Genomic DNA, 22,635 nt, shown 5'->3' with positions numbered 1-22,635 from the left:
ATGTAATACCTCTGATCTTGATTAGATTATAACAGAAAGTTACCATTGGTGAAAGGAGATGGTTCACTACCGTTTGCGGTTAAACGGTATAGGTTTTTGGGCCATCCGTAAAGCTGAAAGTTTCCACTTCCTCTACATCAATGTAGAAAAGCTCAAAGACGGGATTGTCAGGTGTATTGTAAAGGCCCTTTATGCCGGGATTTTCGTCCAGTGCACGAGTTTTTAAAGAAAGATCGTTGACAAAGACGGCCTTGCCGTTTATGCTGATTCTTCACTATCTGGAAGAACAAACACTTTGGTTTAAAGAGTTAGAGCGTGCACTGGCTCCCATTACTCAGGCTAAAAGTTTCAAGTTTCCGTAAAAAATAGTTGAAAAAACATATGGAATATATTAGAATGTACCCCAAGAGATGATATTGGACAGACAAAAGGAGGTGGTTTTAGTAAGCGCCGTTCTGTTTGGAAAATATCAGCTATACGGCATCCTGGGAACCGGCCGGGCAGGGACAGTTTTTTTGGCGGTTCATCTAGGGCTTGAGGAATACCGGGCGATCAAGCGGGTACCCAAAAGCTTTCTGAAATTCGAACGTCTAAGGCATGAAGCGCTTGTTCTGAAGGAACTTCGCCATCCTGGAATTCCCATTATTTATGATGTAGAGGAAGACGAATTTTATAGTTATTTAATCGAAGAGTATCTGGAAGGAGATTCTTTATATGACCTTGTGAAAAAACAGGGCCATCTATCGCGGGAACTGGCCATATCATATGGAATCCAGTTGACCAGCATCATCAGTTACCTGCATCTCGCAGGACCAAACCCCATATTACATTTGGATTTACAGCCGAAAAACCTGTTATTGTGTCATGATATCGTTAAACTGATTGACTTTGAACTTGCCGCGTCCGTAGCTGAAGCAAATATGCCCGGAGAGCGGTATGGAACCGTAGGATGTGCGGCGCCGGAGCAGTATTCAAAGGATGGAGTATTGGATGAAAGAACAGACATATATGCCATTGGTGCTATCATCCATTTTCTGTTTACAGGAGAATTTTCCAAACTGCCCTACAAACCGGCTTCATCAATGGATGCCGATCTGGCTGCCGTCATAAAACGATGTATGAAAAAGGAAAAAGAAGAACGGTTTTCATCAGCACAGGAGCTGGGTGAGAGGCTTGGACAGCTTAATAACATGGGAACGGCTGCAAAAGACCGTCTACAATCGTCATCTCTTACAATTGCTCTTGCAGGGAGCAAATCAGGGGCCGGTACGACTCATATTGGAATCGGCTTGTCTGTCTATCTTAGGAATCACGGATATCCCAATTTATTTGAAGAAAAAAATGACTCCGGCATGGGCACCGGGCTTGGTGATCATGCAGCCGCAAAGCGGGACCAGTATGGCCTGATGAGGTACCGGGGGTTTATTTGGAAACCCTATTACGGGCCGGGAGTGAAATTAAAAGAGCCGCCGTATAAGATCCATATTCTGGATTACGGAAAAAATGTTGAACAGGCACTGCTGAGTAGCCCGGATGCATTGATACTGGTATGCGACGGCAGCAGCTGGAGCAGAAGCAGTGCCTATTACTCTGCAGAATATGTAGTGAAAGGCCATAGCTCCTATGGATTCGTCTATAATCATGCAGCCGGTGCAACCAGGATAAGGATGCCTGAAGGGGCAGCCCTTTCCCGATGCATGAAAGCTCCTTATTTTCCGGACCCTTTTGAGTTAAATGCGGAAACAGGAGACTTTTACAAGACTCTTCTGGAACGCATTTTAGAAATAAAAAGCATAAGGAAAAGTGGGACAGGCAGATATGGAAGACTGATTAGCGATTGGCTTTCCCAGATGTTTTCGGGTAAAAACTGTACCATAGGAAGAGGATAATTACCTTATGAATAGAACCGTAAAAAAGGTGTGGAAGCTTTTACACTCCAGTAAAAAGCCGGTCAATCAGGAAATCATTGGAATCATCGGAACCGGAAGAGGAGTAGGGGTGACCCATTTTACTGTTATGACAGCAGGATACTTAGGAGGAGTCTTAAGGAAGCGGTGTGCGGTTTTGGAATGGAACAGCCATGGGGATTTCCGGAAGATGAGAAAGCTGTGCGCAAAGGAACAGTTCCAGGCCGGAGGTTTTCGGATACTGGAAGCGGATTATTATGAAAGAGCGGGGATTGATACGCTGCTATTGTGCAAAAAGTCCGGTTACCAGGCGGTGATTGTGGATTACGGAACCGTAAGGGAAGGTAATCTGGAAGAATTTTTAAGATGCGACAGGCAATTTGTTCTCGGGAGCTTAAGCGAGTGGCAGATGGAAACGTTTCTGGAGTTTGAGAGAAAAGGGAAAAAAGCGGAAAAGAGCTGGAAGACGCTCGTGTCATTTGGAAGCGAGGAAGCCAGAAAGAATGCGGAAAAGAGGCTTAACATACCCATCTCCCGAATTCCGGTTTCAGTAGACGTGTTTGCTGTCACCGGTGAAATCATAGGCTTTTATCAGAAGTTTTTTTAATTATCGGGGAGGAATTGTGTCACGGCAAAACCCTTGTGGTCCTCCCCCGGCCTATGTAACAATAGAGAAACAGACGGGGGATATGCAGATGAGAAGAGAAGATGCCAGGGAAAGGAACGTGCAGACAGAGAAAGGTCAGTATCTGGCAGGACTTAAAAAATACCGGGACCAGGGAATCGCCATCATTATAGATGGAGAAGAACTGCCTGAGAAAGACTGGAATAAAATATTTGAAATAAGGGAGGACGATAGTTTTTATATGGCCGATTTTGTACCTGACGGAGAGACCGGAAAACTGCGGGAAATAAGATTTGACCGGGTTTATTACCGGTAAATGTTGGATCGTGCCATAAGGGGGACGCATGCGGGATGCCATCTTCAGCCTTAAGCTGGCTGTTTCAGTGCGTCAGGGTGGGATTAGGGGATATTTAATGTAATGAAAATGTAAATTCCAAAAAATAAGAATTGTGATATAATGGGCAAAAGAGAGCGAAGATGAGTTTGCTCATGATATAATCCAAAAGATAGTATAGGCAAAAGACGATACGATCCATTAGCAGGAGGAAAACAGATGAAGAAGAAAACAGCGCCGGTTCTTGCGACGCTAGGATTGATTTTATTAGTGACCGCCATATTTTCAGGGGTTTGGTTTCTGGAACGGTATATTCCCTCAAAGGAACAGGCAGATATAGCCGGACTGCTGGGAGTAAAGGGAGACGAAGTGGCCCTTTATCTCAATGAGGATCTGCAGGAGGCAAAAGGGCTTTACCTGCAGGAACAAACCTATCTTCCGATAGAGTGGGTGAATGAAATGTTAAATGAGCGGTTTTACTGGGACAGCAATGAAAATCTTCTTGTGTATGCCCTGCCGGACTCCATTGTCTATGCGGATCATTCCACGGTCGGAATGTCTGGGAAACCCCTGGTCTGGGTGAGTGAGAACGGGGTTTATTTGTCCGTCGGACTGGTGGCAAATTATACGGATATCCGCGTGACTGCCTATGACAGCGCTGAGCATAAGCGTATTTTTATAAATAACAACTGGGATGCCCAGAAAAAGGCAATGGTTTCCGAAAAGGGCAATGTCAGGGTAAAAGGCGGAGTGAAGAGCCCTATCGTAACATGGATTTCTCCTGGAAGCCAGGTCACTGTTCTGGAATCTATGGTAAAGTGGGATAAGGTACGGACGGAAGACGGGTTTGTAGGCTATGTGGAACGCAAACGGCTGGGGGAAGAGACCAGTGAGGTTCTTAAAAGCACTTTTGCAGCACCGGTCTACACCAATATTTCTATGGAAGAGCCAGTTTGCCTTGCCTGGCACCAGATGACAACCCTTGAAGGAAATGGTTCATTTGACAGCGTGATCGCCAATACAAAAGGGGTCAATGTCATTTCTCCAACCTGGTTTGAGCTTACGGATAATGAAGGAAATTTCCGGTCCCTGGCTCAGGAGGATTATGTAAAGAAAGCTCATGATAAGGGCTTAAAGGTCTGGGCCCTCATCAATAATTTCAGCCCTGATGTAAATACGGAGATCCTGATGTCAAAGACCTCCATCAGACGGAAGCTGATTGATGCCCTTATGTCGGAAGTGGAGCGGTACGGTATTGACGGGATTAATCTGGATTTTGAAGGCATCAAGGAAGAAGCAGGGGTCCATTATGTTCAGTTCATACGGGAGCTTTCCATACCCTGCCGTGAGAAGGGGATCGTTTTATCCGTGGATAATTATGTTCCGGCTCCCGGCAATCAGTTCTATAACAGGAAAGAACAGGGGATCGTGGCTGATTACGTGATTATTATGGGATATGATGAACATTATGCAGGCGGGGACGCCGGTTCTGTGGCTTCTATACAATATGTGGAAAACGGGATCAAGGATACCCTGGCCCAGGTTCCAAAGGAAAAGGTGATCAATGGAATCCCCCTCTATACAAGGGTATGGACCGAGGGACCTGATGGAAAGGTTACCTCATCCTCTTTGGGCATTGCCCGTTCAAAGGAATGGGTCAGCGAAAATCAAGTGGAATTATACTGGCAGGAGGAACTGGGCCAGTATTACGGAGAATTACGGTCAGAGGAAGGGCTTAAAAAGCTGTGGCTGGAAGAAGAGCGGTCCATTGGGCTTAAGATGGATTTAATAAAGCAGTATGGTCTGGCGGGTGTGGCTTGCTGGAAGCTGGGATTCGAACCGTCAGACTTGTGGGATGAAATCCGGCTTGATAAAAAGTAAACGAAAGAGTGTAAGAGACAGAAAGGTCAGGTTATGAGAAACAGGATCGTATTAGCAGCATTGCTGGGCGTGGTATGTATATTGGCAGGCTGCTCGTTTAAAGGAACAGAGCCGGAAAGCACCAGCGCAGAGAGTACAACCCCACAGGAGACAGAAACAACGAGGACGGAACCGACAACCATTGAAGAATTCCCCCAAACTTCGGAGGACCCGGCTTCACAGCCTCCTGAGGAAGCCTTTGACAATGGCTGCAAGATCATTGTCGCTACGGATATTCATTATTTGGCCAGGGACTTAACGGATTTTCAGAAGGGTTTTCAATACAGTATAGACCATGGTGACGGCAAGGTGATGCAATACATCTGGGAGATTACGGATGCTTTTGTGGAAGAGGTAAAAAAGGAACGGCCAGATCTGGTAATCTTAAGCGGAGACTTAACCTATGAAGGCGAAAAGGAAAGTCATGAAGAACTTGCCGAAAAGCTCAGTAAAATTGAAGAAGCCGGAATTCCAGTAATCGTAATTCCCGGAAACCATGATATCAATAATTCTAAGGCAGCTCAATTTGTAGGAGATACCTTTTTAGGGGCAGAAAACGTAACCTCGGATGAATTCGAGGAGATTTACCAGGATTTCGGATACAATGAGGCGGTCAGCCGGGACCCTGCTTCCTTAAGCTATGTTTATCAGGTGAATGATTATACCAGAGCCTTAATGCTTGATACATGCCAGTATGAACCCAGAAACCTGGTTGGAGGAATGATTCGGGATGATACATATGACTGGATTGAGGAGCAGATGGAGGAGGCCTGGAATCTGGGGATGAATGTGATTCCGGTAGGCCACCATAATCTTCTTGATGAAAGTGAAGTATACTTACAGGACTGCACCATTGAACACAGTGAACAGCTTATTGACCAGCTGGAAAGCTGGGAGGTCCCCTTGTTTTTAAGCGGTCATCTTCATGTGCAGCACTATATGAGGTCCAGAAGCGACTCCGGGATCTATGAGATTGTTACCAGCTCCTTATCCACGCCGCCTTGCCAGTATGGGATCTTATATTATGGAGATGACGGGAGCTTCCGCTATCATACAAAGCCGCTGGATATGAAAGAATGGGCAAAGAATACGGGAAGCACTGATAAAAACCTTTTGAACTTCGATGAGTTTGGGAAAAAGTTTTTAAGCAAGGTATTCTACAATCAGGCCCAGGATGAGTTCAAAAGGCTTGATACACTAAAGGGATTGACTAAATCTCAGAAGGAACAGATGGCAAAGGTCTATGCGGAGCTTAACGCCGCCTGTTATGCAGGAACCGTTACAGACATCCGGGAAAAGGCCAAAGCGAAGGCCGGCTACAAGCTGTGGGAAGAGGAAGGCTATCCCAGCATCCTGGCTCAATATCTGGAGTGGATTACGAACGATGGGACAAGAGACTATAATGTATTGAGTTCAGAATAACAGGAAAGTCACAGGGAGCAGTTCTTTTTTATTTCACTAAAAGATATAATTCATTAAGAAGATGAATCAGGTAGAAAATGTGAAATTAAAGAAGTGGGAACCCATCATGGCACTGGTTTTGCTGGTGTTGGTATATGTAATTTCAAGTCAGGCTGGAAAGATGACGGCAGGGGTTAATGCAAAGTCCGGAAAAGAAAGGCCAGTCGTCGTCATAGATGCGGGACATGGAGGAAATGATCCGGGAAAGATCGGTATAGACGGAACCCTGGAAAAGGATATAAATTTGCAGATAGCATACCGGTTAAAAAAGTATCTGGAGGCTTCTGACGTGAAAGTGGTTCTGACCAGAGAAGATGACAACGGATTGTATACGGAAAAGGACAGCAGAAAAAAGATGGCGGATATGAGCAGGCGCTGTGAGATCATCAATGATGAAAGTCCGTCACTTACCGTCAGTATTCACCAGAACAGCTATCATGAGGAATATGTATACGGAGGACAGGTATTTTACTATAAAAAATCCGATAAGGGAAAAGAACTGGCTGAGATTTTACAAAGCCGGTTTGATTATGTGCTGGGCGAGAAAAATACCAGACTGGCAAAGCCCAATGATAATTACTACCTTCTTCTACATGTGCGGACCCCGATCGTAATCGTGGAATGCGGCTTTTTAACCAATTGGAAGGAATCCGCTCTTTTGAATAATTCGGATTACCAGGACCGGGTGGCCTGGACGATTCATATGGGGGTTATGGAGTATTTGAATACGAGATAAGGAAAGTACATACGCTCTTGTTAATCGAATGAAGCGAATTGGGAGAAATCTATGAAAAACCGTCTGGCACCGGGCGGTTTTTCATGTTTGACAAATATATAAATTGACATATAATATACTTAACAAGACAGTCAGCAAGGGAGGTTAAGGCTCCCCGCCCTGGCGAATAGTTTAACTAAGAATAGCCGTCTACTTTGTCAGGAGCAGGGCGGCTATTTCTTATGTGTATAATTTAGGATAGATACGATTAATCCAGCCATAGCTATAATAATCATAAATTCTTTATATGTACTTATAAGCATCCCTCCTGTCAAGACTCAGGCCGGGTGCCACAGCCGCTCTACTGACTGCCTGGGTTTACCGTCTTGGAGCTGCGCAGCTGTCACGGACAGCAATGTAAAACGGCAGGTCAATCTTAACGGGAAGACGGTGGCCGCCTTCGATACGGTCGATCAGGATCTTCGCCGTCATCTGCCCCATCTCCTCCACCGGGATATGGACCGTGGTGAGCATGGGAGTTAAGTACTGGGCCGTGTCAATATCATCAATGCTGATGACTGAGATATCCTTGGGGATGCGAAGCCCGGATTCGTGAAAGGCCTTCATGGCTCCGATGGCCGTGATATCGTTGCTGCAGAAATAAGCGGTAGCGTCACAGCCTGCTTCTAAAAGGCGCTTTGCGCCCTGATATCCTCCCTCAGAGGAGAGGGCCACGTTGGCAGCATATTCTGGTCGAAGGGGAAGCCCGCCGGCCTTTAATCCGTCGCAGTATCCGGTGTAGCGGTTTTCCGCTTTGGTTTCTCCGATGTATGCGATTTTCTTGTGCCCAAGGCCGGTTAAATAGCTGGTGGCAGCAAGGGCGGCCTGTTGCCCGTCACAGATGATCTGATCGTATTTTGCCTCCAGATTGTTTAAGCCCGTATAGGCCAGGCAGTTAAAATACTTTTTTAGAAGGCCAAGAAGCTGTTTATCACAGCGCCCTAAAATGACCACGCCGTCTACGTGGTTGTCGGTGATCAGCCGGAAAGTGCCGGGGTGGCTGATATCAAAAGAAGAAAAGGAATATTTTAATACATAGTTTCGTTTAAAGGCTTCCTGCTCGATGCTCCGGGCAAGGGAGGAGAAAAATAAGTCAGTCACCGTATCCGTGGTTCTTGCAAACAGGCAGGCGATGGAACGGGAGGAGGTCAAAGAAGCTTTATTTTCTCCAAGCTTTAAGCTGCGGGCTGTGGGATTTGGGGTGTATCCGGTCCGGCGGACGATTTCCCATATCCGGTCCTGGACTTCTTTGCTGGCGGCGCCGGGTATGTTTTTGTTCACGACTCTGGATACGGTGGAAATGGACACGCCGGCTTCTTCCGCTATTTCCTTTAATGTCATAGGCTACCTCCGGAAAAGAATTTTCTTTTATGTTATTATAAACCATAATTACTGAAAACAGTATACCATAAAACCCAAACGTTTGGGTAAAATTTGCACAAATCCGGAGGAGAATATGGTACGCTTATAACATAAGGACGGAAGACCGGCGGGTTCCGTTGAGAAACAGTGAAATGTTTTTACGAGAAGGAGAGTGGATCAAACATATGAATGGCAATGTTCTGGTGGTACATGGAGGCGGTCCAACTGCGGTTATCAATTCATCTCTTTACGGTGTGATCAAAGAGGCCAGGGAAAGCAAAAAGGTTGATAAAGTATATGCTGCACTGGGCGGCAGTGAAGGGATTTTAAAAGAGAATTTTCTGGATCTCATGGAGTTTCCGGAGGAAAGGCTCAGTCTTCTTTTGGAAACCCCTGCTACGGCCATTGGCTCCTCCAGGTACGCCCTGGAGAAGGAGGATTATGAGGCCATGCCGGCCATATTTGAGAAATATCATATCAGGTATGTTCTTCTTAACGGAGGCAATGGAACCATGGATACCTGCGGAAAGATTCATGAAGCCTGCAGAAAGTCGGGAGTTACGGTGGTTGGGATTCCCAAGACCATTGATAATGATATTGCAATTACCGATCACACCCCTGGATTTGGCAGTGCGGCCAGGTACATTGCAGCTACCACTGCAGAGGTTGGAATGGATGTAAAATCCCTGCCCATCCACGTATGCGTAATTGAGGCCATGGGAAGAAATGCAGGCTGGGTCACGGCAGCTTCGGCCCTTGCCCGTAAAAAGCCGGGAGATGCACCCCATCTGATTTATCTGCCGGAGCGTCCGTTTAAGGAAGAGGAATTTTTAGCGGATGTGAAGAAGCTTTATGAAGAAAAGGGCGGCGTGGTCGTGGTTGCCAGCGAAGGCTTAAAAGGGGAAGATGGAAGGCCGGTGGTTCCCCCGATCTACAAGACCGGACGGGCAACCTATTACGGAGATGTAAGCGCCTATCTTGCCAATCTGGTGATTCAAAAGCTGGATATTAAGGCCAGAAGCGAAAAACCTGGAATCTGCGGACGTTCCTCCATTGCATGGCAGTCCCCGGTTGATCGGGAGGAGGCCGTACTTGCAGGGCGGGAAGCCTTAAAAGCGGCCATGGAAGGCGAGGGCGGAGTGATGATCGGCTTTATCCGGGAGGACAAGTTGGATGGAGAATACTGCATCCATATGGAACGGATTCCCATTGAAAAGGTCATGCTCCATGAAAGAGCCATTCCGGAAAGCTTTATTAATGAGCGTGGAAACGACGTGACCAATGAGTTCATAAAATGGTGCCGTCCACTGATCGGCCCGGAACTAAGGGATTTCATAGATTTTCATGAAAATATATAAAATTGGTGAAATTAAGATAAAAAAGGGAGGATAATGAAAATGAAGCATATTTTTTTAAATTTAAAGCGGTTTGATATTCCCCGGGAAAAGGGCGGCGTAAATTCTATAGCGCCTGTCCGGGAGTGGGGAAGCTATATTGTATCAAACACCCAGGAAGCTTTAAGAAAGTATGAGAATGATGACGTGGATTTTTCCATGTATTTTCCTGAAGCCCATTTGATCCAGGCGGCAGGTGCTTTGGGGGAAAACAGCCCGGTGAACATCGGCTGTCAGGGAGTGTTCCGTGAGGATACCGCAGCAGGCGGAAATTTTGGAGCCTTTACTACGAACCGTACGGCAAACGCAGCAAAAGCCATTGGCTGTACCACCACCATCATCGGCCATTGTGAAGAACGAAGGGACAAGGCAGGGATTCTTTCGGAAGCAGGAGTGACCGACTCCCATGCGGTTAACCGCCTGCTGAATCAGGAGGTTTTACAGGCGCTTAAGGCAGGACTGTCCGTGCTTTACTGCATTGGGGAAACTGCAGAGGAACAGCCACACTGGCAGGAAGTATTAAAGGAGCAGCTTGAGACCGGATTATTTGGTGTGGACACTGGGGGAGTAGTCATCGCCTATGAGCCGGTATGGGCCATTGGACCGGGGAAAACTCCGCCGGATAAAGAGTATATAGCCAGGACCGGTTCTTATATCAAAGAAGTGACCGGAGGGCTTCCGGTGGTCTACGGCGGAGGACTAAAGGCTGACAATGCTAAGATGCTGGCTTCCATTCCAGTCATTGACGGAGGACTGATCGCCCTGACCAGATTCCAGGGGGAGATCGGTTTTTATCCTGAGGAATATTTAGAGATCATAGAGGCCTATTTAGGAAAATAGGGTCAGATTCATTCGTAAACAAAATTGGAGAAAAGGAGACGTGTAAGATGAATGTAGCATTAGAGTATGGACAGGGAACCGTAAACGTCACATTGCCCGATACTGCGGATATATTTATTCCGGGGGAGACAGTACCGGATCCGCCTTATATTCCGGAGGATCAGCTGGAGGAAAAGACTCTTGAATCCTTACGAAATCCCATGGGCATGGAGCCGCTTTCAAAGCTGGCCCACAAGGGCTCGAAAGTAACCATTGTATTTCCCGACCGGGTAAAGGGAGGAGAACAGCCTACCTCTCACAGGAAAATTTCCATAAAACTTATTTTAAAAGAATTATATGAAGCGGGTGTGGAAAAGAAGGACATCCTTTTGATCTGCTCCAACGGTCTCCACAGAAAGAATACGGAAAAGGAGATCAGGGCCGTGCTCGGGAATGAACTGTTCCATGAGTTCTGGTACACTCATCAGATCATCAACCACGACAGCGAGGATTACGATCATCTGGTGGATCTTGGGACAACGGACCGGGGCGATCCGGTTCTGATGAACAAATACGTGTACGACAGTGATGTGGCGATCCTCATCGGGCACACCCAGGGAAACCCATACGGCGGCTATTCCGGCGGCTATAAGCACTGTTCCACAGGAATCACCCATTGGCGTTCCATTGCCTCCCACCACGTGCCGGAGGTCATGCACCGGGCAGATTTCACTCCTGTAAGCGGAAAATCCCTTATGAGGACAAAGTTTGACGAGATCGGGCAGTATATGGAAACATGTATGGGAAAGAAATTTTTCTGCTGTGATGCGGTTCTGGATACAAAATCCCGCCAGATCGAGATCAACAGCGGGTATGCGGCTGTAATGCAGCCCCACTCCTGGATTACGGCTGATAAGCGCACTTACGTTCCTTGGGCGGAAAAGAAATACGATGTGATGATTTTCGGTATGCCCCAGTTTTTCCATTACGGGGACGGAATGGGAACCAACCCTATCATGCTGATGCAGGCCATTTCCGCCCAGGTGATCCGCCATAAGAGGATCATGAGTGATAACTGCGTCATCATTTTCACCTCCACCTGCAACGGTTATTTCCATGACGAGCTTTGGCCGTATTTAAGAGAAATGTATGAGATGTTCCAGCATGACCAGATGAATACTCTGCCGGATATGAACCGCTACGGAGAATATTTTGCCACAGATGAAGAGTATATCAGGAAATACCGTTACTGCAATGCCTTTCATCCCTTCCATGGTTTTTCCATGATCAGCTGCGCCCATGTTGCCGAGATGAATACCTCAGCCATTTACCTATGCGGAGCCCAGGATCCTGGTTATGCCCGTGGCATGGGATTAAAGACCAGAGCTACGGTGGAAGAGGCCCTGGAGGATGCAAAGAAGAAATTTGTGGGAGCAAATCCTAACATTCTGGTGCTTCCCCAGACCTTTAAGCTGAGTGCGGTCCATCTGATGATGAAGGGGGAGACTCCTGGCGGAAAAGGGCATGAGGATTGTGGCTGTATGGCTCATCATCATAAATAAGGGGGAATTCACATGAAGCATGAATATTACAGATACGATAAGGAAGCCCTTTTGAAGAATCCGAAGATGAAGCTGTTTTGTATGAAGGATAACAGCGAGGTGTTCCGTCAGATGGCTGAGCAGATGGCGGAGGAGATAAAAAGCCATAATGCCAGGGGAGAAAGGACCGTATTCATCTGTCCGGTAGGACCCGTTGGCCAGTATCCTTACTTTGTGGAAATGGTGAATGAGGAAAATTTAAGCTTAAAGAATGTTTGGTTCATAAATATGGACGAATACCTGGATGATGAAAAAAGGTGGATCTCTATGGATCACCCCTTAAGCTTTCGGGGATTTATGGACAGAAACGTTTATTCTAAAATCAGGCCGGAGCTAATAATGCCAGGGGAGCAGAGAATATTTCCTGACCCGGACAACCTCTCTTATATTCCTGAGCTGATTGAAAGGCTTGGAGGTGTGGACATGGTCTTTGGAGGCATCGGCATTAACGGCCATGTGGCGTTTAACGAGGCGGACGGGACCTTAAGGGCAGAGGAATTTCTGGCCCAGAAGACAAGGGTTTTAAAAATAAGTCCGGAAACAAGGGCAGCCAATGCCATCGGCGATTTTAACGGAGCTCTGGAGGATATGCCCTCTTACTGCGTCACAGTCGGAATCCATGAGATCGCACATGCAGGAAAAATCCGCCTGGGCTGCTTTCGTAACTGGCACAGAGCCGTGGTACGGAGGGCCGGATACGGTGAGCCGACCACGGAATTCCCTGTAAGCCTTTTGCAAAACCATCCGGATATCACCCTTACGTTTACAGAATTTGTAGCAGCCTTAACCGATTGAATATAGGAGAAACAGATGAGCTTAATACCACTTAGACCTCTTATGGAGGCCTCCATAAAATATGGCTTTGGGCAGGGCGGCTTTAACGTGAATGCGGTCGCCCAGGCCAAAGCAGTAATCGAAGTACACGAAATGTTTCGTTCCCCTGCCATTTTGCAGGGGGCGGATCTGGCAAATGGATTCATGGGAGGACGAATTGATTTTCTGAATGCAACCCTGGAAGATAAAAAGGCCGGAGCAAGAAATATAGGAAATGCGGTAAAAAAATACGGTATGGATTCTGAAATCCCTATTGTCCTCCATTTAGATCACGGCAGAGACTTTGATTCCTGCGTGGCTGCCATCGAAGGAGGTTATACTTCCGTCATGATTGACGGTTCTTCCCTGTCGTTTAAAGAGAACATAGAGCTTACCAGGGAAGTGGTAAAGTATGCCCATGGCAGAGGAGTCAGCGTAGAAGGGGAACTGGGAGTGCTTGCCGGCGTGGAAGATCACGTATTTTCTGATTCTTCCACATATACCAATCCACTGGATGCTGTGGAGTTCTTCCAGAAAACCGGCGTTGACGCCCTTGCGATATCCTATGGCACCATGCACGGGGCTTCTAAGGGAAAGGATGTAAAGCTGCGCAGGGAGATTGTAATTGCCATCAGGGAATGCATGAATCATCTGGGAATTTTCGGCGCCCTGGTTTCTCATGGCTCCTCCACCGTGCCGAAATACATCGTAGATGAGATCAATGGTCTTGGAGGAAAGCTGTCAGGTACCGAAGGAATATCCATGGAACAGCTTACGGCTGCCATTTTAGCAGGAATCAATAAGATTAACGTGGATACGGATATCCGTCTTGCTGTTACCAGGAACATGAAGGAATTCTTTGAAAAGTATCCGGAAAAGAGGAACAGCGGGTCAATCGGCGCCATTTATGAGCGGCTGGAGACAATGAAGGAAACTTTTGATCCCAGGGTATTTCTGCCTCCCATTATGGATACGGTAATGTACGGAACCATCCCCGATGAGGATGTAGCTGCCATTGTGGACTGCGTGGAGCGGGGAGTAAAGGAAGTGGTAGGAACCCTGATCATAAAGTTCGGCTCCTACGGGAGGGCTTCGCTGGTTGAATGTGTGACCATTGATGAGATGGCAGAGCGCTATAAAAAAATTGATAAATGGCTATAAAAAAAAGCCGGTTCAGAGAAAGATCTGGATCGGCCTTTTTGAAATGGAGGGAAAGCATGAACGTTACAATAGATTTGAAAAAGGCAGAAACATATTTTAAGGAAGAAGATTTTAAGGTCAGCAGGGAAAAGGCAGGAATGGCTTTGAGCAGGTTCCTTACCATGGAGGACCATGAGAAAGTTCTGGGCTGGGTTTCCCCGGCTATTTTGGATGATGAGCTGGAGGCGATAAAGGCAAAGGCAGAGGAGATCAAAAGAGAGGGTGACCTTTTTGTTCTTGTGGGAGTAGGGGGATCCAACCAGGCAGCCAGGGCTATGATAGAGGCACTGGCAGACGGGAAGGGGCCGGAGATCCTTTATATGGGAAATACGCTGTCTCCTTATTCCGTCAGCAAAATGTTAAAGCGGATGGAGGGACGGAATGTTTATATCAATGTCATTGCCAAGAATTTTGAGACACTGGAGCCGGGAAGCCATTTCCGCATCCTACGCCAGTGGATGAAGAAGAGGTATGATAGAGAGGAGATGGCAAAGCGGATCATTGTGACTGGTACGAAAGGTTCCAGGCTGGAGGGAATCGCAAAAGAAAACGGTTATCTGTTTCTTTCCTTTCCCACATCAGTAGGAGGGCGGTACTCCGCATTTTCTCCGGTCTGCCTCTTGCCCATAGCGGCAGCAGGGCTTGATCCGGACATGTATCTTGCCGGGATGAAGAGGGCCGCAGAGGACTGCCGGGCCAATCCATCTTCCAACCCTGCGGTACTTTACGGGGCAGCCAGAAACCTGTTATATGAGAGGGGATATGATATTGAGATGCTGGTATCCTTTGAACCCCGGTATTCTTATCTGACAAAATGGTGGGTGCAGCTTTTTGGAGAAAGTGAGGGAAAAGAGAAAAAGGGAATTTTTCCTTCCTCAGCAATTTATTCGGAGGACTTGCATTCCATCGGCCAATATATGCAGGAGGGAAGACGCAGCCTGATGGAAACCTTTGTCTCAGCAGAGAATCCCGGCGCAGAGGCGGTTATTGCGCCTGATCCGGATTTTAGGGATGGCTTTGACTATCTGAATGGTATGGATTTTGACCAGATAAACAAGGCGGCTGAGGAAGCCACTCTGAATGCCCACTGGAGGGGCGGGGTGCCCTGCATCCGTTTCCTGTCAAAAAATATTTCGGAGGAAACCTTTGGAGAACTGTTTTATTATTTTATGATGGCATGTGGGATTTCAGGAACCATGATGAACATAAACCCCTTTGACCAGGAAGGGGTGGAGGAATATAAGAGGAGCATGTTTAGCGCCTTGGGAAAAAAGGTATGATAAAAAATCCCCCTCCCCAGATCTTTTTTTTGGGTGTAAACTACACATAATAAAACATTAGAAAAAGACAGAGAGGGAAATGGTAAGCATGAGCAGTAAAAAAAAGAACAGTATGTTAAACCGCATTCCTGCAAAGCTATGGATGCTGCTGTCCATCCTGGCAGCATTTCTGCTATGGATCTTCATAGCGTCTACGGAGGCTGGCGGAGTCATCTTTGCAAAGCCGTGGGAGGTAGTATCCAAACTGGCGGGAAAGCTACAGGACGGAACCTTGTGGCCCCATATTTATATCAGTCTGTTCCGGGTAATTGCAGGTTTTCTCTGCGGCTTCATCGCATCGGTTCCCATTGCATTTCTTATGGGCTGGTATGCACCGTTTCGGAACCTGGTGGCTCCCTGGATCCAGTTTGTGAGAAATATTCCGCCGCTGGCCTATATTCCCCTTGTCATTGCGGGAGCAGGAGTGGGGGAAAGGGCAAAGATCATCGTAATATTTATCGCTTCTTTTCTCGTACTGGTGGTCACCATTTACCAGGGCGTCTGCAATGTGGATGTAACATTGATTAAGGCGGCAAAGGTACTTGGGGCTACAGACCGGGATATATTCTTTCAGGTAGTCATACCCGCTTCCACGCCCTTTATCCTGGTGGGGGCCAGGCTTGGACTTTCTGCTTCTTTAACCACCCTGGTGGCGGCAGAGCTGACAGGAGCGTCTAAGGGTCTTGGAATGATGATCCAAAAGGCACAGGGCTATTACGATATGGCGATCGTACTTATGGGAATCCTGATTATCGGTGTGATTGGCCTTACTTTTGAACAGATAGTACGATACTTGGAAAGGAAGTTGACCGGATGGCAGGAGACAATGCAGCAATAAAAGTAAAAATTGATCATGTGGTAAAAACATATAATACCCGCAAAGGAGAGATGACAGCCTTAAACGGAGTCAGCCTTGACATAAAAGAGAATGAGTTTATCTGTGTGGTAGGCCCATCAGGCTGCGGAAAGTCAACTCTGCTCAATATCATCGCCGGACTTTTGGAGCCTACCTCAGGAAACGTATACGTGGATGGCAAGGTGGTAGAGGGCCCGGGACCGGAGCGGGGGGTAGTGTTCCAGCAGTACGCCTTGTTTCCATGGCTTACGGTACTTAAAAATGTGGAATTCGGCTTAAAGCTAAAAGGCATAAAAGGGGAGCAGGCAAGGGAAGAGGCCATGAAATATTTAAGAATGGTGGATCTGGAACCTTTTGCGGGCGCCTATCCAAAGGAACTGTCCGGCGGAATGAAACAGAGGGTTGCCATAGCCAGAGCCTATGCGGTAAATCCCCAGGTGCTTCTCATGGATGAGCCTTTTGGAGCACTGGATGCCCAGACCAGGACCCAGCTTCAGTCAGAGCTTTTAGCTACCTGGCAGAAAGAACGTAAAACATGCTTTTTCATCACTCATGACGTGGATGAGGCCATTATTCTGGCTCAAAAGGTCATCATTATGAGCGCCAGGCCAGGGCGGATTAAAGAGATTGTGGAGATCGGGATTCCATATCCCAGAAATCAGGAAACAAAGATGACACCGGAATTTTTAGAATTAAAAAATTACATATGGTCTCAGGTGTATCAGGAATATTTAGAGATCAGGAAATAAGGAGGAGAAAGGAATGAAAAAAAGAATTTCGTTACTTATGGGGATGGTAATGACGGCAGCGGCTTTGACCGCATGTGCGGGCGGAGCAAAGACGCCTGCAACTACGGCGGCACAGACGAAAGCAGAGGAGACGAAAGCAGAGGAAACAAAAGCAGAGGAAACCAAGGCAGAGGAAACCAAGGCTCAGGAAATCACAAAGCTTAGGATTGCCTATATGCCCAATATGGGAAGCGCTTCTCTGGCCGTTACGGCAAGGGATAAAGGCTATTTTAAGGAAATGGGTCTGGAAGTGGAAATGGTGGAATTTCAGGGAGGTCCAGCCGAAATTGCAGCCATGGCTTCCGGTGATATTGATATTTCCCAGATCGGACACGGAGCCCACGCCCTTTGTGCATCAGGGGAAGCGGTGATCTTTCAGATAGACTGCACCAGCTTAGCCGATGCAGTCATCGGCAACAAGGCAAAAGGGATCAATACCATTGAAGATCTAAAGGGCAAAAAGGTTGCCGTTACCAGCGGTACATCTGCAGAAATCATCCTGAACCTGGCTCTTAAGTCTAAGGGAATGACGACAGATGATGTTGAGCTGGTGGAAATGGATGCCAACGGCACCGTATCAGCCGTCATCAGCGGCAATGTGGATGCATGTGCCACCTGGTCACCAGGAACCGGGACTATCATGAAGGCTCTTGGAGACAATGGAATCATGTTAGCAAATAATCAGGATTATTTAGATCAGGTTACATTTCCTTCCAGCTTTATCACTACCCAGAAATATGCTGATTCCAACCATGATGTTTTGGTGCGCTTTGCCAGAGCTCTTCAAAAAGCCGGGGATTACCGGGCGGAGAACATCGATGAAGTCGCAAAGCTGGTAGCAAAACAGTGTGAGGTTGATGAAGCCACCATGCTGGCAACTACGGAAGAAGGAAACTGGCTGACCGGAGAATTTATGGGAAAAGCCCTGGCGGACGGAACCATTAAATCCTATTATGAGAACCAGCAGAAGGTATTCTTAGACGCAGGCCGTCTGGAAAAGCCGGTAGATGTAAATAATTATGTACTCTTTGATATCATGCAGGAAGCATATGATGAGAACCACAAATAATTAGTAAATTTAAATGGAGGTATCCGGGAATAACGGGACACCTCCATTTGTGGCGCACTGGGATTTCAGAATGATTCAGGAGGAAGCTATGCTGTTTGTTGTATTGTTCTTTATTTTATCCTCCTCTATAGCGATTTTTTTCCTTAGAAGAGATAAACAGACAAAACTGATGCTGGGGCTTTGCGTCAGCTTTGTCTGCATGTTCATCGGGATTATCATTTACTTATCAAAGACAGGCGGGCTGCAGACCGGGCAGAAGTTCTTCTTGTTTTTTGATTTAAGGATACAAAGAAAATTGTCCTATATGATATTTCCATTAAGGAAGCTGGGGTATATGATCGCTATGGGAAGAACCCTGTTTCCGGGATTTCTGCTTATGCTTGCCTTTGATTATTCCATGATTCCATGGATCCTGCGAAGCAAATCCAGGCATATCCTGATTATGTTGCTGCCCTGTATGACACTGATTCTCTACTATCCATCCCTGTTTTTAGGGCTTGCAAAAACGGGAAAATGGCTGCAGTTTCTGGTTATTAATTTCACAATTTTGTGGATCGCCTGTTATCTGGCTGCGGCTTTATGGCTCCTGATTCACGAATACAAAAGCATTACCATCCCTTACTGCAAAAGACAGTTCCGCTATATTATGGTGTTTCTGATCTGTATGGGAATTATGTATTGCTTTTATTTCCGCCAGGACCCGATTCAGGTATATCAGATGTATTCCGCAGAGTATATGCGCTATGGCGGGCTGCTTTATTCTACGACGGGGGCTGTCAGCCGGTGGATGGTACTTTCAGTGGTTACCACGCTGTTTGGAATTCTGGGATTTTTAAGCCTTAAGTCCTATACGGTTATGGAGCATGAGGAGACCAGGGGAGATGTCATTATCCAAAAGAAGATGGATATGGCAAGCAAAGGCCTTTCCGTGTTTGTCCATGGCATGAAGAATCAGTTATTGTCAAACCGGGTCATCCAGGAAAGGATCAGAGAGGAACTGGAAAAGACCGATCCTGAAAAGGAAAAGCTCCTGGAATATTCCCATATGCTTGAAACCATCAATCAGAATATGATAATCCGAATGGAAGAATTATATAAAAGTATTAAATCCAATTACATGACTCTGGTACCCACGGAAACTTCAGAAGTGGTCCGTAAGGTTCTGGACCGATTTCATGAGAAATATCCGGAGGTAGAGGTGGAAACGGAGATAGAAGCCAGGACATTGATCCTGGCGGACGCGGTTCATTTAAGCGAAGCCCTGTATAATCTGGCGATCAATGGCTATGAAAGCATCCTGGAATCAGGCAGGCAGGAAAAACACTTGAGCATAAAGGTATACCATGAAAGGCTTTATGTGACCTTTGAGATCCAGGATAATGGAAGGGGCATATCCAGGCAGGTACAGAAAAAAATATTTGATCCGTTCTATACCAGTAAGAATACCAATAATAATTGGGGACTTGGGCTATATTATGTGAGACAGATCATAAAACACCATTTTGGAATGCTGAAATTAGAAAGTACGGAGGGAGAAGGGGCCACCTTTTTTGTCGCGATACCGAAGTGTAAAAACCAGGATGAGTAAGGAAGGGGAATAAGATGATAAAGGTGCTGATTGCAGAGGATTTTACCATACTTTGTGATGATTTAAAAAAGCAGCTGGAAAGGGATGAAGAGATAAAGGTAATTGGCTGCGCCTCCACAGGAAAGGATATCGTGGAAATGGCCCTTAAAATGGATGCAGATGTGATCCTGATGGACATTGAGATGGAATCCAGAAATGCCGGGATTCTGGCCGCCGAGCACATAAGGGATATAAAGCATGACCAGAAGATCATCTATCTGACCGTTCACGAGACCGAGGACATCATCATTACTGCTATGGGGACCGGGGCTGTGGATTATGTTGTAAAAGGCGGAGCAATAGAAAATCTGATCGAACATGTTAAAAATGCCCACATGGGAAAGCCGGTGATGGAAGCAAGAATACAGAATACCATTATGAACGAATACAAAAGGCTGCAGCGTTCGGAGCGGAGCCTGTTATACTTTATTAATAATGTTTCCCAGCTGACTGCCGCGGAGCGGGAGCTGGTGAAGCTTCTTTTAGAGGACAGGAAAATAAAGGAAATTGCGGGAATCCGCTGTGTGGAAGTCATAACCGTCAAGACCCAGATAAAAAGCCTTTTAAGAAAATTTGGTTGCAGCAGGTCAAAGGAGATCGTCTCCATTATCAGGGAATTAAATTTGTCCCATTTATTTGAGGAGCAAACGTTTGGTTAAATAAATTGGAGTTTTTGGTCGAATTATGATATGATAAAAGCATATCGTAAGAAAAAGCGGCGGTCTGAAGAATGAGAAAGGGGAATTTTTATGAAAACATTATTCAGAAACGGGCGGTTTTATGTTAATAACGCCTTTGTTTTGGGAGACTTGCTGGCAGAGGATGGAGTAATACGGGAGATAACAGGAGTTCACAACGGGGATGAAGCCGTTGTTTATGATATGGAAGGAAAGCTGGTGGTTCCGGGATTTATCGATATACATACCCATGGAGCCGCAGGGGTCGATGTGAACAAGGCGACAGCGGAGGATTATGAAACAATCTGCCGCTTTTTTGCCGCCCAGGGGACGACGGCCTGGCTGGGGTCAGTGCTTACGGATACAAAGGAGCAGACCCTTTGGTGCATAGAAGAATATAAAAAATGGAAAACCAGAGAGCATCAGGGAGCGGAACTTTTAGGAATCCATTTGGAAGGCCCTTTTCTGTCACCGGAATATAAAGGAGCCATGCCGGAGCACCTGCTTCGGGAAGGGGATTTGGAACTCATTAAGGAATATCAGAAAGCGGCAGAGGGTGATGTCAAATATATCACATTGTCACCTGAACTTGAGGGCAGTATTCCCATGATCCCGGAATTAAAGAAGCTTGGAATCCAGGTGGCTATCGGCCATTCCGGAGCTGATTACGAAACCGCGTGTGCGGCCATTGAGGCGGGCGCCAGAGGCGCCACCCACACGGGAAATGCCATGAAGCTTCTGCACCAGCATTTTCCAGCAATCTGGGGTGCTGTGCTTGAGTCTGACAAGGTATTTTGTGAAATCATCTGTGACGGACGTCATCTCCATCCTGGAACGGTCCGGCTGATCATCAAGACCAAGGGACTGGACCAGGTGGTGGTTGTGACGGATTCCATTATGGCAGCAGGGCTTCCGGATGGGAATTATAAGCTGGGAGTAAATGATGTTATTGTGGAGAACGGAGATGCCAGACTGGCTTGCGGAGGAAGCCGGGCAGGAAGCACTTTGACCATGGGAGCCGCATTAAAGAATCTTCTGGAATTTACGGGAAAGCCTCTTGCGGAAGTACTACGGCTTCTTACAGAAAATCCGGCAAAGCTGATCGGTGTTTATGACAGGATGGGTTCCATTGAGGTGGGAAAAAAAGCGAACCTGGTGGTACTTGATGAAGCATGCAATGTTCTTAAGACATATGTACAAGGAAGAGAATGCCGCTAATACCGGCGAGGAAGGATTTTGATAAAATGAGCGGTTATTTGTATGGATTGTTTCTATTGATCAGTTTTGGCGCATCCATTGCAGGCGCCATCTGCGGAATTGGCGGAGGCGTTATCATTAAGCCTACATTGGATGCATTTGGGGTTTTAAGCGTATCTGCTATAAGCTTTCTGTCAGGCTGCACTGTGCTTGCAATGACCTGTTATTCTGTAATCAAAGGGAAAATGAGCGGAGAGTCCCTGGTGGATATGAAGACCGGTACGCCTCTTGCCATAGGGGCGGCCATTGGAGGAGTTGTGGGAAAGTCCATGTTCCAGGCAGTCTCTTCCCTGTTTGCAGATAAGGATATGGTTGGAGCTGTTCAGGCGGCCTGTCTTCTGGTGATCACTCTGGGAACGCTGATCTATACGATTAAAAAGGACAAAATCCATACTCATCATGTGACAAATCCGGTTATTTGTGTGCCGATCGGACTGGTGCTTGGGATCCTTTCTTCATTTTTAGGAATCGGAGGTGGGCCCATCAATCTGGTGGTGCTGTTTTTCTTCTTTTCCATGGATACGAAGGCAGCCGCCCAGAATTCCCTTTACATCATCCTGTTTTCCCAGATCACAGGACTTTTGAATTCCCTGGTGACAGGAACGGTCCCGGAATTTTCCGTCTGGCTTTTGGTCCTCATGGTGATAGGAGGGATCTTAGGCGGAATGAGCGGCCGGGTGATTAATAAAAGGATTGATGAGAAGGTAGTGGACAAGCTGTTCCTGTTTTTGATGGTAGTCATTATTGGAATTAATATATATAATATTTATCAATTTATGTAAACCGTCAGGGCTGCTTGCGGATACGGTTCGCTTCAGCTCTTTTTGTTGC

20 protein-coding genes are annotated in these 22,635 nt (G+C 46.7%); 19 read left to right on the top strand and 1 reads right to left on the bottom strand.

Features of this window, described 5'->3' with window-relative positions; genetic code table 11:
• The first annotated feature begins 416 nt into the window (after positions 1–416).
• The 6 genes from H171_RS17590 to H171_RS17565 all read left to right on the top strand — a co-directional run bounded on the left by H171_RS17590 (position 417) and on the right by H171_RS17565 (position 6,983).
• Positions 417–1,889 (top strand): serine/threonine protein kinase, encoded by a 1,473-nt coding sequence (locus H171_RS17590; RefSeq protein ID WP_100306293.1) that lies wholly within the window; start codon positions 417–419, stop codon positions 1,887–1,889.
• Between the two features lie 7 nt (positions 1,890–1,896).
• Entirely contained in the window at positions 1,897–2,514 is a 618-nt protein-coding gene (locus tag H171_RS17585) for a hypothetical protein (protein WP_100306292.1), read from the top strand.
• Between the two features lie 88 nt (positions 2,515–2,602).
• Complete coding sequence (locus H171_RS17580; RefSeq protein ID WP_100306291.1) at positions 2,603–2,848, top strand: hypothetical protein; 246 nt, start codon at positions 2,603–2,605, stop codon at positions 2,846–2,848.
• Between the two features lie 237 nt (positions 2,849–3,085).
• On the top strand, positions 3,086–4,747 hold the full coding sequence (locus tag H171_RS17575) for a glycosyl hydrolase family 18 protein (protein ID WP_100306290.1): 1,662 nt from the start codon (positions 3,086–3,088) through the stop codon (positions 4,745–4,747).
• Between the two features lie 33 nt (positions 4,748–4,780).
• Positions 4,781–6,208: a metallophosphoesterase gene (locus H171_RS17570; protein WP_100306289.1), complete on the top strand. Its 1,428-nt coding sequence runs from the start codon at positions 4,781–4,783 to the stop codon at positions 6,206–6,208.
• Between the two features lie 106 nt (positions 6,209–6,314).
• Positions 6,315–6,983 (top strand): N-acetylmuramoyl-L-alanine amidase, encoded by a 669-nt coding sequence (locus H171_RS17565; RefSeq protein ID WP_408645668.1) that lies wholly within the window; start codon positions 6,315–6,317, stop codon positions 6,981–6,983.
• A gap of 357 nt (positions 6,984–7,340) precedes the next feature.
• On the opposite strand, the gene H171_RS17560 is transcribed toward H171_RS17565, so the two are convergent.
• A complete protein-coding gene (locus H171_RS17560) occupies positions 7,341–8,363 on the bottom strand; it encodes a LacI family DNA-binding transcriptional regulator (RefSeq protein WP_100306288.1) in 1,023 nt (340 codons plus the stop codon).
• A 206-nt stretch (positions 8,364–8,569) separates the two neighbouring features.
• Between H171_RS17560 and H171_RS17555 the strand changes: the two genes are divergently transcribed.
• The 13 genes from H171_RS17555 to H171_RS17495 all read left to right on the top strand — a co-directional run bounded on the left by H171_RS17555 (position 8,570) and on the right by H171_RS17495 (position 22,586).
• The gene (locus tag H171_RS17555; RefSeq protein WP_100306287.1) at positions 8,570–9,742 is read left to right on the top strand and encodes a diphosphate--fructose-6-phosphate 1-phosphotransferase; all 1,173 of its coding nucleotides are present in this window, start codon (positions 8,570–8,572) and stop codon (positions 9,740–9,742) included.
• 39 nt (positions 9,743–9,781) lie between these two features.
• The gene (locus H171_RS17550; RefSeq protein WP_100306286.1) at positions 9,782–10,618 is read left to right on the top strand and encodes a triose-phosphate isomerase family protein; all 837 of its coding nucleotides are present in this window, start codon (positions 9,782–9,784) and stop codon (positions 10,616–10,618) included.
• Positions 10,619–10,665: 47 nt separating this feature from the next.
• The gene (locus tag H171_RS17545; RefSeq protein WP_100306285.1) at positions 10,666–12,159 is read left to right on the top strand and encodes a lactate racemase domain-containing protein; all 1,494 of its coding nucleotides are present in this window, start codon (positions 10,666–10,668) and stop codon (positions 12,157–12,159) included.
• Positions 12,160–12,171: 12 nt separating this feature from the next.
• On the top strand, positions 12,172–12,993 hold the full coding sequence (locus H171_RS17540; RefSeq protein WP_100306284.1) for a sugar phosphate isomerase family: 822 nt from the start codon (positions 12,172–12,174) through the stop codon (positions 12,991–12,993).
• A 15-nt stretch (positions 12,994–13,008) separates the two neighbouring features.
• The gene (locus H171_RS17535; protein ID WP_100306283.1) at positions 13,009–14,172 is read left to right on the top strand and encodes a class II fructose-bisphosphate aldolase; all 1,164 of its coding nucleotides are present in this window, start codon (positions 13,009–13,011) and stop codon (positions 14,170–14,172) included.
• 56 nt (positions 14,173–14,228) lie between these two features.
• Entirely contained in the window at positions 14,229–15,491 is a 1,263-nt protein-coding gene (locus H171_RS17530; RefSeq protein ID WP_157803182.1) for a glucose-6-phosphate isomerase, read from the top strand.
• An 88-nt stretch (positions 15,492–15,579) separates the two neighbouring features.
• Positions 15,580–16,368 (top strand): ABC transporter permease, encoded by a 789-nt coding sequence (locus tag H171_RS17525; RefSeq protein ID WP_100306281.1) that lies wholly within the window; start codon positions 15,580–15,582, stop codon positions 16,366–16,368.
• Entirely contained in the window at positions 16,344–17,135 is a 792-nt protein-coding gene (locus tag H171_RS17520; protein WP_100306280.1) for an ABC transporter ATP-binding protein, read from the top strand. Before H171_RS17525 ends, H171_RS17520 begins: the two co-directional genes overlap by 25 nt.
• Positions 17,136–17,148: 13 nt before the next feature.
• Positions 17,149–18,243 (top strand): ABC transporter substrate-binding protein, encoded by a 1,095-nt coding sequence (locus tag H171_RS17515; protein WP_100306279.1) that lies wholly within the window; start codon positions 17,149–17,151, stop codon positions 18,241–18,243.
• Between the two features lie 88 nt (positions 18,244–18,331).
• A complete protein-coding gene (locus H171_RS17510; protein ID WP_157803181.1) occupies positions 18,332–19,831 on the top strand; it encodes a sensor histidine kinase in 1,500 nt (499 codons plus the stop codon).
• A gap of 14 nt (positions 19,832–19,845) precedes the next feature.
• Positions 19,846–20,529 carry a response regulator gene (locus H171_RS17505; RefSeq protein WP_100306277.1) on the top strand — a complete coding sequence of 228 codons (684 nt, stop codon included), beginning with the start codon at positions 19,846–19,848 and terminating at the stop codon, positions 20,527–20,529.
• 90 nt (positions 20,530–20,619) lie between these two features.
• Positions 20,620–21,765, top strand: coding sequence for an N-acetylglucosamine-6-phosphate deacetylase (gene nagA / locus H171_RS17500; RefSeq protein WP_100306276.1), 1,146 nt, complete (start codon positions 20,620–20,622; stop codon positions 21,763–21,765).
• 26 nt (positions 21,766–21,791) lie between these two features.
• Entirely contained in the window at positions 21,792–22,586 is a 795-nt protein-coding gene (locus H171_RS17495; protein ID WP_100307568.1) for a sulfite exporter TauE/SafE family protein, read from the top strand.
• Positions 22,587–22,635: the final 49 nt, after the last annotated feature.

This window comes from [Clostridium] celerecrescens 18A (assembly GCF_002797975.1).
GTDB classification, from domain to species: domain Bacteria; phylum Bacillota; class Clostridia; order Lachnospirales; family Lachnospiraceae; genus Lacrimispora; species Lacrimispora celerecrescens.
This window is presented reverse-complemented; position numbering and strand designations above follow the sequence as displayed.

Coding starts and splice junctions, on each gene's coding strand:
- H171_RS17555 (WP_100306287.1), top strand. CDS start 8,570: ATGAATGGCAATGTTCTGGTGGTACATGGAGGCGGTCCAACTGCGGTT.
- H171_RS17505 (WP_100306277.1), top strand. CDS start 19,846: ATGATAAAGGTGCTGATTGCAGAGGATTTTACCATACTTTGTGATGAT.
- H171_RS17495 (WP_100307568.1), top strand. CDS start 21,792: ATGAGCGGTTATTTGTATGGATTGTTTCTATTGATCAGTTTTGGCGCA.
- H171_RS17545 (WP_100306285.1), top strand. CDS start 10,666: ATGAATGTAGCATTAGAGTATGGACAGGGAACCGTAAACGTCACATTG.
- H171_RS17550 (WP_100306286.1), top strand. CDS start 9,782: ATGAAGCATATTTTTTTAAATTTAAAGCGGTTTGATATTCCCCGGGAA.
- H171_RS17515 (WP_100306279.1), top strand. CDS start 17,149: ATGAAAAAAAGAATTTCGTTACTTATGGGGATGGTAATGACGGCAGCG.
- H171_RS17575 (WP_100306290.1), top strand. CDS start 3,086: ATGAAGAAGAAAACAGCGCCGGTTCTTGCGACGCTAGGATTGATTTTA.
- H171_RS17540 (WP_100306284.1), top strand. CDS start 12,172: ATGAAGCATGAATATTACAGATACGATAAGGAAGCCCTTTTGAAGAAT.
- H171_RS17520 (WP_100306280.1), top strand. CDS start 16,344: ATGGCAGGAGACAATGCAGCAATAAAAGTAAAAATTGATCATGTGGTA.
- H171_RS17585 (WP_100306292.1), top strand. CDS start 1,897: ATGAATAGAACCGTAAAAAAGGTGTGGAAGCTTTTACACTCCAGTAAA.
- H171_RS17535 (WP_100306283.1), top strand. CDS start 13,009: ATGAGCTTAATACCACTTAGACCTCTTATGGAGGCCTCCATAAAATAT.
- H171_RS17510 (WP_157803181.1), top strand. CDS start 18,332: ATGCTGTTTGTTGTATTGTTCTTTATTTTATCCTCCTCTATAGCGATT.
- H171_RS17565 (WP_408645668.1), top strand. CDS start 6,315: ATGGCACTGGTTTTGCTGGTGTTGGTATATGTAATTTCAAGTCAGGCT.
- H171_RS17580 (WP_100306291.1), top strand. CDS start 2,603: ATGAGAAGAGAAGATGCCAGGGAAAGGAACGTGCAGACAGAGAAAGGT.
- nagA (WP_100306276.1), top strand. CDS start 20,620: ATGAAAACATTATTCAGAAACGGGCGGTTTTATGTTAATAACGCCTTT.
- H171_RS17525 (WP_100306281.1), top strand. CDS start 15,580: ATGAGCAGTAAAAAAAAGAACAGTATGTTAAACCGCATTCCTGCAAAG.
- H171_RS17530 (WP_157803182.1), top strand. CDS start 14,229: ATGAACGTTACAATAGATTTGAAAAAGGCAGAAACATATTTTAAGGAA.
- H171_RS17570 (WP_100306289.1), top strand. CDS start 4,781: ATGAGAAACAGGATCGTATTAGCAGCATTGCTGGGCGTGGTATGTATA.
- H171_RS17560 (WP_100306288.1), bottom strand. CDS start 8,363: ATGACATTAAAGGAAATAGCGGAAGAAGCCGGCGTGTCCATTTCCACC.